General features: G+C 58.3%; 7 protein-coding genes. 2 read left to right on the forward strand and 5 right to left on the reverse strand.

Annotated features, from left to right (window positions below; genetic code table 11):
- A partial coding sequence (locus tag HP459_RS16415; RefSeq protein WP_171936496.1) for an Ig-like domain-containing protein occupies positions 1-5,822 on the reverse strand: 5,822 nt, incomplete at its 3' end.
- 893 nt (positions 5,823-6,715) lie between these two features.
- Positions 6,716-7,633, reverse strand: a complete 918-nt coding sequence (locus HP459_RS16420) for a LysR family transcriptional regulator (RefSeq protein ID WP_048965951.1) — start codon at positions 7,631-7,633, stop codon at positions 6,716-6,718.
- A gap of 98 nt (positions 7,634-7,731) precedes the next feature.
- Here HP459_RS16420 and HP459_RS16425 point away from each other — a divergent pair, with 98 nt between their 5' ends.
- Positions 7,732-8,454 (forward strand): SDR family oxidoreductase, encoded by a 723-nt coding sequence (locus HP459_RS16425; RefSeq protein WP_023298428.1) that lies wholly within the window; start codon positions 7,732-7,734, stop codon positions 8,452-8,454.
- Between the two features lie 39 nt (positions 8,455-8,493).
- Here the strand turns inward: HP459_RS16425 and HP459_RS23695 are convergent, their stop codons facing one another.
- Entirely contained in the window at positions 8,494-8,628 is a 135-nt protein-coding gene (locus HP459_RS23695) for a hypothetical protein (RefSeq protein ID WP_259369129.1), read from the reverse strand.
- A 19-nt stretch (positions 8,629-8,647) separates the two neighbouring features.
- Between HP459_RS23695 and HP459_RS16435 the strand changes: the two genes are divergently transcribed.
- Positions 8,648-8,851, forward strand: a complete 204-nt coding sequence (locus HP459_RS16435) for a hypothetical protein (RefSeq protein ID WP_182407710.1) — start codon at positions 8,648-8,650, stop codon at positions 8,849-8,851.
- A gap of 7 nt (positions 8,852-8,858) precedes the next feature.
- Here the strand turns inward: HP459_RS16435 and HP459_RS16440 are convergent, their stop codons facing one another.
- A complete protein-coding gene (locus tag HP459_RS16440) occupies positions 8,859-11,060 on the reverse strand; it encodes a sugar-binding domain-containing protein (RefSeq protein ID WP_171936497.1) in 2,202 nt (733 codons plus the stop codon).
- Positions 11,050-11,571, reverse strand: a 522-nt coding sequence (locus tag HP459_RS16445) for an Hpt domain-containing protein (RefSeq protein ID WP_171936498.1), incomplete at its 5' end; no start/stop codon positions are given. The genes HP459_RS16445 and HP459_RS16440, both read right to left, overlap by 11 nt.

The raw sequence follows: 11,571 nt of genomic DNA on the forward strand, positions 1-11,571 counted from the left end.
TCGCCGCTTGGGACAGGCGTTGCCGCATTGCCTGCGTTATCCGTCACGCTGGTAATCACCGGCGTGGTGGAAACGGTGTCGACCACAATGGTGATCCCGGCCGACGGGGCGCTCTCATTGCCTGCCGGGTCGGTGGCGGTCACGGTCAGGGTGTGGCTGCCGTCGTCCAGCGCAGGCGGCGTGTAGCTCCAGGTGCCGGTCGGACCGACAACAACGGTGCCCAGCGGGTCGCCGTCATCGTACACCGTAATGGTGTCCCCGGCCGTGCCTGTTCCGGTCAGGGTAGGACGGTTGTCGTTGGTGCTCTGCCCGTCAGCGATTGGGCCGGTGACCGGGCCTACGTCATCGGTCACCGCACCGATGGCTGGTGCGGTCGGATCGGTGAGGTCGACGGTGACGGTCGCGATCGGCGACTGCCCGCTGGTCGCGCCGGTGGTGGTGTTTGTGGCGGTGACGGCGAAGGTGTGTGGGCCTTCCGCGAGCGGCAGCAGCGGCGTGTAGCTCCAGTTGCCGTCTGTATCCGCAACAATTTCGGTCAGCGGAACCAGCGCCCCATCCAGATAAATGGTGATGACGCTACCCGGATCGGCGGTGCCGGTAAGGGTAGGCGTGGTGTCATTGGTGGTTTTATCTTTCACATCGCCAGTGACGGGATCGGCATCATCGTTGATTGCCGTAATCACCGGCACCGCTGGCAGAATAAGCGGGGAGTCCGGTACGTCAAAGGTGGTTGTCGGGCTTGCATTACCTGCGGCGTCCGTGGCGAACAGCGTCAGCGTCGCGGGATCCAGTTGGGCCGGGGAGAGGGCGATGGAGAAGGTGCCTCCCGTCGCGACCCCGGTCCCGATGATATTGCCGCCGGCGTCACGCACCGTCACCGTGGTTCCGTCATCTGCCGTACCGGTCAGCGGCGTGCCCTCTGCGGCAATGGTGATATTGGTTGGCGTTGCAGGAAGCAGCGTATCCACCGTCACGCTGAGATCGCCGGAGCTGGCGGAGGTATTCCCCGCCGCGTCACTTGCGGCAACCGAGAAGGTGTGCGGCCCTTCCGCAAGCGCGGGGTCGGCTGTCCAGGACCATGTCCCGTTCGGCTGAACCACCACGACCACCGGAGACGGCGTGCCATCAACAGAAACGGTTACGCTCGAACCCGGCTCGCCAATCCCGGTGAGGGTTGGGGTACCGTCGCGGGTGTAAAGCACGCTGTTGGTCAGTTGGCTGTCAGAGACGGCGTCAATTTGCGGCACGGTCGGTGCCTGCGTATCGACCGTCACGCTAAAGACCGGGCTGACCGGGCTCAGGTTACCCGCGTCGTCCACCGCGGCGACGGTGATATTCAGCGGACCATCGGTTTGTGTCGGCAGGGTGTATGACCACTCGCCATTGGCGATTTCAACGCGATCCACTTCCACGCCGTTGTTGTAGATAATCACCGTTTCGCCGGTCGTGCCGCCTCCGCCAATGACAGGTGTGTTATCGTTGGTTGAGCCTCCATTCTGAGCGCCGCCAATGGAACCGATGAGCGGGGTATCCGGGGCGAGGGTGTCGACCGTTATCGTGATACCGGTTGATGGCAGAGATTCATTGCCGGCTTCATCGGTGGCGGTCGCCGTGTATTGGTGCGTCCCTTCGCCAATGTTGCTCTCAGGACGCCAGCTCCAGTTACCGCTACCGTCCACCGTGACGCTGCCCACGGCCTGCGGCTCGCCTGTACCCACCTGGTCATAGATGGTAATGACGTCATTCGGCGTACCGGTGCCGCTCAGTACCGGGCGCGGATCGTTGGTGGTTCCGCCGTTGTCCACTGGCCCGGTGATCTGGCTTACGCTGTCTGTCACCGTCGGGATCCCCGGCTGGCCCGGCGCGTCGGTATCAATGGTAATGGTCACTGGCGTGGACGGTGCGCTTTCGTTCCCGGCGCTGTCCTGATTGGTCACCGTCAGGGAGAGATCGTAGGTGCCGTCAGGGAGCGGATCTTCCGGTGTCCAGCTCCAGTTACCGTCGCCATCGATCTCGGCTTCACCTATTTTGGTTGCGCCATCGTAAATGCTTACGGTATCTCCCGGCGTGCCCGAGCCGCTCAGGGTTGGTGTGGTATCGCGGGTGGTCTCCCCAGGATTCAGAGCCGTCCCCGGTGTGGCGCCGTCCGGGTTCACGGTGATCTCAGGAATATCCGGCGTTGCAGGCGCGGTCGTGTCGATCGCCAGCTCAAACGGTGGCGAGATGGTGGTATTACCCGCCTCATCCGTCGCATGGACCGTCAGCGAATGCGGGCCGTCCGTCAGCGGCGTGGTTGGCGTAAAGCTCCAGCCGCCGCTACCGTCAAGCACGGCCGTGCCGAGCAGGGTGGTCCCGTCATAGATAGTGATGGTGGTGCCTTCCGGTGCGGTTCCCTGCAGCTGCGGCAGCGTGTCATCGGTAGTATCCCCGCTGTTAAGCGGAACCTGCACAGTGCCGATGTTATCGGAGACGGTGTCAAGGGTGGCCGCCGGTGGCGGAGTGGTATCGACGGTAAAGGTAAAGCCGGGTGATGATGCGCTGGTGTTGCCGGCCGCATCGCTCGCGACGACGGTGAACGTATGCTGCCCGTTCCCTAATGCGGTAGTGGGCGTGAAGGTCCATGCGCCACCGTTATTCACAATGGCAGTACCAATATCCTGTCCGTCCAGGCGGATCGTCACGGTGGAGCCCGGCTCGCCGGTACCGTTCAGCGTCGGGAGCGTGTCGTTGGTGATTTGGTTGTTGTCGAGCGGCCCCGTGCGGCCCGGTACGTCATCAATGACCTGCGTAATGGCTGGAGCTCCCGGCGCGGCGGTATCCACCGTGATGCTCCAGGTGTTCGATGTCCCGCTGAGGTTATTGTTGGCGTCAACCGCCGTCGCCGTCAGCACGTGCCCGCCGTCGGGAAGATCCGTTTCCAGCGTGATGGACCACTGGCCGTCAGGCCCAACCACCGCAGTGCCGATTTCAGTGGTGCCGCTGTAGAGGGTGATCGTCGTGCCGGGCTCGCCCGTTCCGTTGATGGTCGGGGTTTTGTCGTTGGTGAGACCGTTCTGGCTGACAGGACCGGTGACGTCGAGCGCATCATCCTCCACGCCTGTGATGACCGGGGTTTGTGCCGCGGTGATGTCCGGCGCGTCAAACGGCGCGGTCGGGCCGGTGTTTCCGGCGGTATCGGTGGCATCTGCGGTCAGGGCTTCGCCGTTGGCTTTCGGCGGGATCAGATCAACGCTGAAATTACCCTGATCGTCGGCGACCGCTTCCCCGACCTTAACGCCATTTTCACGAATGGTGACGGTGCTGCCCGGCTCGGCTGTACCGGTTACCGTGGTGCCGTCGGCAGAGATCACCACGTTTTCCGGTGCCAGCGGTGGCGTGCTGTCTGGCGCGTCGGCAAAGCCGGACGGACTGGTGTTGCCGCTGCCGTCGGTGGCCGTCACTTCAAGGGCTTCGCCGTTGGTCTGGGCTGGCGAAATCGGGATGGTAAAGGTGCCGTCCGGACCGGCGGTGGCCTGGCCGATGATCGTACCGTCCGGCGCTTTAATAATAATCGTGCTGTTTGGCTCGGCGGTTCCGCTGACGCTTGCCCCGTCTTCCGCCACCACCAGGTTACCCGGTGCGGCAGGCGCGGAGATGTCCGCTGCGTTAACCAGCGCCGGGGAACTCTGGTTGCCTGCGGCATCGGAGGCGACCACGGAGATGATCTCGCCGTTCACTTGTGCAGGGTTCAGGTTGGCGACGTAGTTGCCGTTGCTGTCGGCAGTGGCGGTCCCGATTTGCACCCCGGCGTTGTTGGTGATGACAATTTTACTGCCCGGCTCGGCAGTACCGGTGATTTGCGTGCCTGTCGAATTGAGCGTCGCCTCCGGCATGTCTGGCGGCGTAAGATCGACGGTAAAGTTGATCGGCTGAGACAGGCCGCTCTGGTTGCCTGCCGCATCGGTTTCGCGCAGGGTAATCGAATGTGCACCCTCTGCCAGCGGCGTTGTCGGCGTGATGCTCCAGGTACCGTTCGGCAGAACCGTTGTGCTGCCAATCGCAACGCCGTTATCGTAAACCGTAATCGTGCTGCCTGGTTCTCCTCGGCCCGTCAGGCGGGGCTGCGACTCGTCGGTAAACTGCCCGGCGGTAATCGTGCCTTTCAGCCCTCCGGTGTCATCGTTAACGATAAATCCTGTCGGCACCGGCGGGGTGGTGACATCCACCGTTACGGTAAAGGCCGGCGAGGCCGGACCGGTGTTACCGGCGATGTCGGTGGCGCGTACGGTAAGCTGGTGGCTGCCTTCGCTCAGGTTAACCGACGGCGTAAAGCTCCAGCTTCCGTTGCTGCCTACAACCGCTGTGCCAATGGCAATGCCGTTATCATAGATGGTGACCGTAGAGCCCGCTTCCGCCGTGCCGGTGAGCTGCGGGCGCGGATCGTTAGTGGTGCTTCCGCTTCCGAGCACGCCGGTATTGGGCGCAACGTCGTCGGTCATGCCGGTGATGGCCGGGGCACCTGGTGCGACCGTATCCACCACGAAGGTCACCGCCGTGGACGCCGGGCTGGTATTGCCTGCCGCATCGGTCGCGGTGGTGGTAATGGCGTGGTTTCCTTCAGACAGGTTGGTCGACGGGGTAAAGCTCCATTTCCCGGTAGCATCGGCCGTGGCGGTGCCGATCGGCCTGCCGTTGTCATAGAAGGTAATAACGGTGCCAGCTTCACTGATGCCGCTGAACGTCGGGCGTGCATCGTCCGTGCGTTGTCCGTTGCTCAGCGGGCCCGCTTCGGTGCCCACGTTATCATTGACGGTGACAATCTCGGGGGCAGCCGGCGCGGTTGAATCCGGTGCCGTGACCTGAACGCCCGGGCTGGTATTGCCGGACGGATCGGTGGCGGTGGCGGTGATCTGCTCCCCGTTGGTGAGCGGCGTGCCGAGATCGATAGTAAATTTCCCGTCGCTGCCAGCCTTGCCCGTTCCGATGGTGTTGCCATCGGCATCTTTCAGTGTCACGGTGCTGCCCGGCTCAGCCGTACCGGACACGGTTTTGCCGTCAGGCGAAACCTCCAGATTGGCAGGTGCATCCGGCGCGGTGAGATCCGGTGCTGTGACCTGACCACCCTGGCTGGTATTGCCGGACGGGTCGGTGGCCGTGGCGGTGATCTGCTCCCCGTTGGTGAGCGGCGTACCGAGATCGATAGTAAATTTGCCGTCGCTGCCGACCTTGCCCGTTCCAATGGTGTTGCCATCGGCATCTTTAAGGGTAATCGTGCTGCCCGGTTCAGCCGTACCTGTTACGGTTTTGCCGTCAGGTGAGACCTGAAGATTAGTGGGAGCATTCGGAGGCGTAGTATCAGGTTCGGAAGGATTTCCCGGATTACCGGGATTCGGGTTGTTGTTATCGTCATCTCCGCCACCTCCACCGCCGGTTCCCGCCGCAATAGCAATCCCACCTGCGGCGGCCAGGCCACCCAGCACCCAGGGCCACGCAGCGGCGCCACCAGCATCACTCCCTGACGCCGCCAGTAATGCATCGGTGGAGGCGATGGATTCATAGGTCGCGGCACCGGTTGGATCTTCAATCCACCACAGCGCTCCGTCACTCTCTTCAAGCACCAGCTGGCTTACGCCCTGCGCATCAGTAACGTAGAAATTCTTGAGGGTAATCACTTCGCCCGAATTGAGGGTAATCACCAGATCGTTTCCGCTGCGGGAGTAATCTGCGATGTTGGCTCGATCCACGTTAAGCTTAACGATTGAGGAGTGATCGAGTGTTATCTGTGTCCCTTCCGTGGTCGTTTCCACGCCAGTTAATTTAGATATAACAGATATTTGGCTCATACAGTTATTACTCCAGCAGAGTGATTGGTTACGGCGTGTCAAACAAAGCCATCGTTTCTGAAGGGATGAACGCGCTCCCGGCGAAAATACTGTTTAATAAACAGGATTTACCGTTACTTTCTTTAGCGCGACCGATGCCCGCCAGGATTAAAAGTGGCAACCTCAGGGCAAAGCTAATTATTTACACAGGAAATAGTTGTTTATTTATATGTTTGCGATTTATAAGCCTTATTATTTGTGCAGGTATTAAATTATTTCGTTATAAAAATGATATAGCTATAAATGTCTGAATACGCAAATTAAGTGTTCGTAAACCCAACGCGGCTATTGCAGGGGAGATTAATTGATAGCGTGAATATATTTCGTTAGCTATGAGGGCGCGTGGATAAAGGGTTTTGGCGTAAAAGGTGCAACCCTTAAAACGGTGCTGGTGGGGCGATATTAATTATTATAATATGCGATAAATAACTAATTTTGGTTAGGTTTAATTGCTGCTTAATTGTAGTTTAAGTTAGGGTAAAATATCTGGTGTATGATATATTTAAAACTCTCTCATTTATAAAATATATTTTTACGGGCGGGTTAATTTCTGCTACTCAAAAAATAACGTGTTTTTTTCTCAAGTTTAATAAATAAAAGGCCGCAAGCGTGGCCTTTCAGAGGCTATCGGTATTAGCCTAAAGAAATTATGCCGATTTCCACGAGGGCGGCTAATGTCAAAAGAATAAAGAGGATAACAACTATTGGTCTGTACATTTTTAAGGTTCCATCCTTGTGTGAAGTCCTGCCCATCGTGTCCGTTGTCATTTTCCATGGTAATGACGTGCTGTCGTTGATGCTCATCAAAGGGACGCAGTAGATTGAGGAAAATCTGCATTCAGGGTTGGAACCATTTAACGCAGTGTCGGCTGCGTGGCGGGGAGCTGTCGCCACTGGCGGATGTGCTCGATCAGGGCTCTGAGCTTGGGGGCCATATTGTGGCGCTGGGGAAAATAGAGATAAAAACCAGGAAAAGATGGAAGAAACGCATCCAGTAAGGAAACCAGCTGTCCTGATTCAATGTACGGTGTGAAGGTGTCCTCCGTGGCAAAGGTTATACCACCGCCGGCCAGCGCGAGGCTGAGCATAAGACGCAGATCGTTAGTGGTGATTTGTGGTTCAATTGCCACATCGAAAGGGACGCCTGCTTCCTCAAACTCCCAGCGATAGGGGGCAACGTCCGGGGAAGGGCGCCAGCCGATACACCGATGAGCGACCAGCTCACGGGGGTGCGTCGGTGCGCTGTGTGTCGCCAGATAGGAAGGTGAAGCCACCACCCGTTCACGCTGCTGGCCCGTAAGGGGAATAGCGATCATGTCTTTTTCGATAACTTCGCCCAGCCTCACCCCGGCGTCATAGCCCGCTGCCACGATATCGAATTCCTCATCTGACACGAAAACATCAAGCGATACCGCAGGATGCGCGGCCGTAAACGAGGCGAGCAGTGGGCCCGAAAGAAACGCTTCCGCAATTGAGGTAACAGCGATCCTGAGCTGTCCGCGCGGTATGCTGTCCGAGATGACGTCGTCAAAGGCCGCCTCAATGTTGGCGATGGGCCCCAGCAACGATTTATGCAACCGTTCACCCGCTTCGGTGAGCCTTACCGAGCGCGTGGTGCGCATCACCAGCAGGGTCTGAAACCCATCTTCGAGACGTCTTATTCCCTGGCTGACAGCGGAACGGGTTATGCCCAGGCGCCCGGCGGCAGCGCTGAAGCTGCGTTCTTCGGCGACCGCCAGAAAAAGCGGTAACAAATTAAGATCGATTTTCATTGTTTAACATTGCTAACCAGTGAGTCCAGTAAAGGCAGGATACAAGAAACAATGGTCTGTATCTATGATTGCAGTGAACTCAACTGAAGGAGTAAAACATGAACAAAGTCATCTTAATTACCGGCGCCTCCAGCGGTATCGGAGAAGGTATCGCCAGAGAGCTCGGCAAGGCAGGCGCAAAAGTGTTCCTGGGTGCACGCAGGCTGGATCGCATCCACGCTCTGGCTGATGAAATCCGCAGCGCAGGAGGGGAGGCAGAGGCTCAGGTATTAGACGTTACCAGCCGCCAGTCGATGGCCGCCTTCGTTCAGGCAGCACGGGATAAGTGGGGCCGCATTGACGTACTTATTAACAACGCGGGCATTATGCCTCTCTCTCCGCTTTCGGCTGGCAAGCAGGATGAATGGGAGCGCACCATTGACGTAAATATCAAGGGCGTACTGTGGGGTATTGGTGCTGTTTTGCCGATTATGGAAGCCCAGGGCTCGGGGCAGATCGTCAATATAGGCTCGATTGGTGCCTTGTCCGTCGTGCCCACGGCCGCCGTCTATTGCGCGACCAAATTTGCGGTACGGGCCATTTCCGATGGTTTACGTCAGGAAAGTTCGAACATCCGTGTGACCTGCGTCAACCCTGGGGTAGTGGAAAGCGAACTGGCCTCGACCATTACGCACGAAGAAACCATGGCGGTGATGGATGCGTACCGGGCTATTGCTCTCAAACCGGCTGATATCGCTCGCGCCGTGCGCCACATCATCGAGGCGCCTGAGAGTGTCGATACCACCGAAATCACCATCAGACCTACGGCCTCTGCAAACTAACGTAGCGGGTCAGGCACCAGCCTGACCCGCTTCACCCTCTTACCACGGCTGTTCGGTCGGCATAATAAACAGCTCTGCCACGTCCACATGTTCCGGTGCCTGCAATACGTAAAGAATCGAGTCGGCGATATCATCGGCTTTCAGGAACGTCATCTTCTCTTTCAGCTGTTCCATCTGTGCACGGTGGGGTTATATGCCGCAGCCAATGGTCGAGGAAGATCTCGCAGCGGGAAAACTGGTTACGCTGAACGTGCCGATGCACCACGACGTCGGGCCCGGTTTTTCCATGCAGGCGGTGCACCTGGAGGAACATCCGCCCGGCCCGGCCGGACGCTGGTTCGTTAACAGGCTGAAAATGCAGGCTGGCATGCCGGGTATTAGTAGCAGCGTCGGGTAGCCAGCATTCATAGCTCAGGAGGGCTTTCCACCCTCTCATTGCGCTGGTTGGAACCCACGGTTTTACCGGCGCGATCCAAAATCACATATTCAATGGTAACGTTATGCCTGCTGGTCGGTGTGACGGTAAGGTCCTTTATCTTGCTGCCCGAATCAGGGGGAAGCGTAAGCGTTGTATCGCCTTTAGCCAGCACCCGACCATTTTGCTTCACCTGCCACTTCAGGCGACACGCCTCACAGGCGGACCAGGTGTCATTGATTGCCCACAGGCGAACCGTGGCCTGGCTTCCCTTGCGCCACACCGCCGTCACGGGTTCAATCGACGGCAGAATGGGCTGATAGGCTTTTTGCAGCGCGTAGTAACCCGGTTTGGGCTTACGCAGATAATCCACGACGCCCCAGTTGATGGAGGGCCAGGTTTCAACAAACATAAAGTGGAAGAGGGCGGTAACCGGCTGATAGCGTTGCCGACGATAGCTCTCCGCCGCCATTGCCACCAGCTCCGCCTGGTAACGCTGGGTGTTGGCAATCATCTCCTGAATGGTATTGCCCCGCGGAATGTTGGCAAATTTGAAGGTCTGGAAAGGCTGGAAGTTATGGTATTTCCAGTGCGTCCAGCCAGGATCGTCGGCGGCGGTGCTTTTCGGCCATATCAGGCGGGCGGGGATGATGGTTTTCAGGGTTGAGAGTCGCGGTAGCGCCTGAGCGCCAAATTCCGTAATGATCGCGGTTTTGGCGGGGCCAAGGAGATCGCGCATGGTGCCAAAGTACCACCCGGCCCAGTAATGTTCTTCAACCGCGGAAAAACGATGAACAATGCGCGAGGTGTCTTGCGCAAGCGCTTCTCCCACGCGTTTCGTCAGCGTCTGGTTCAGGGTTTTGTTCCAGTCGGGGAAGCGTTTTTCCATCCACGGTGAGTTCCACGGCGGCTCGTTATGACCGCCCCAGACGATAATGGCCGGGGAATTGCCAAACTGTTCGACCATCTCGCGGGTCTGCCGCGTGGCATTGTGCGCAAAGGCGTCGCTGTTGTTGTAACCCCATTGCAGGGGGACATCCTGCCAGATCATTAGCCCCATCTCGTCAGCCACATCGTAAAGTGCCCGACCTGCCACATGTGCGTGAACGCGTATCGCGTTGGCGTTCATCGCCTGCACCAGCCTAAAATCGCGGCGATATTTTTTGCGCGTCATGGTGCTAAGCCACGGGGAGCCGATGTAGTTACTCCCCTTGATAAACAGGCGTCTGTCATTGAGCAGCCAGCCCTTGTTGTCAGGCTGCTTCACTATCTTGCGTAACCCGGTTCGGGCAACCGCAGTATCCATCACCCCTTGCTCATCCATCAGGGTTGCGCGCACCCTGTAGAGGTTTGGCCTGCCATAGCCCACTGGCCACCAGAGCCTGGCGTCTTTCATCGGCAGCGTGACGCGAAGCGACTGCGGCTTCCCGTCAGTCCTCGCAAGGTTTACAGGGAATTCCTGCTTTATACGCGGGCCCATAAAATTGTCCGGTGTGGCCGACAGGCGCAGAGTTACGTCACCGGCAGACAGCGCGCGATAGCGGATCTCGGCGTGCAGCGCTGGTTTGCTCAGTCCTTCGCGCCAGTCCGGACGCAGTATCACCTCGTCGATGGTCACTCCGCGGCTCAAGTGTAGCTTTACCGGCGACCAGATCCCCCCGGAGTTGGCATCCTGGCCGTCCTCTGACCAGGCCCCGCCAGGGCGAGTATCGTGTTGGTTAAGTACGCCTTTAACCATCGTTTTATGTAGCGGCCAGATTGTTTTCGGATCTTCCCAGGGACTGTCCACCCGAACGGCAAGCTTATTATGCCGGTACAGGGCATCACTCACGTCTACGGAAAAGCGCTGGAAATACCCTTCGTGGCGAGCCAGATGTTTGCCATTAAGTATGACGTCGGTGAAATAATCCACCCCCTCAAACACCAGTGTGGTCATGATATCGGGAGCGGGTTTGGGCAAGGTAAATTCGTGACGATACCAGAGGGCCCCCTGATGATCGTATCCGGCACTGTACCAGTTGGCCGGAACCCGAATCGTTCGCCAGTCATGATCAGGCGCATTGGCTCCGTCGAAGGTGGCGTTATTTGCGTCATGTACGCGCCACATTCCAGCTAATGACCAGGTGATAGGTTGGCTTGCCTGTGCAAGCAGAGGGGTGAATGCCAGCAGCATAATATGCCTAGAGATCATCTTTAACCTCCTGCCCTCGGCGGTGCAGCCATGCCATACTGCGCCTGGCCTGCTCGATGAGCTCGCCTCGCATAACGCTCAGCTCGCTCTGATTCAACGCCACTGCCTGACTCTCGACGTACTGGAGAGTTTCCGCAAAGCATGCGAACCCCAGGGTGACGGCTTCACCTCGAAGCTTATGTGCAGCCCGACGCAAGGCCTCGCGGTCATCGTTTACAATACTTCTTTCTATGGCTGCCATTGCCTCGTCAAGCCCGTTACCGAACAGCGCCAGCAGCTCATTAACCAGATCGGGATCGTCAGCGCACTGTTTTAACAGGTGAGCCTCATCCGGCAGACCCTTTTCTTCTCCGGCGACAACACGGGCTATCTCCTCCCTGAGCGCCTCCTGACTCACCGGCTTGGCAATATAGCCGTCGAAGCCCATTGCCAGGCAACGCGCCTGGTCGCCCTGCATGGCATGGGCAGTCATCGCAATGGCGGGCTGGTGGCTACGCCCCCGCGTGAGTGT

This window comes from Enterobacter sp. CM29 (genome assembly GCF_013179605.1).
Lineage (GTDB): Bacteria > Pseudomonadota > Gammaproteobacteria > Enterobacterales > Enterobacteriaceae > Enterobacter > Enterobacter intestinihominis.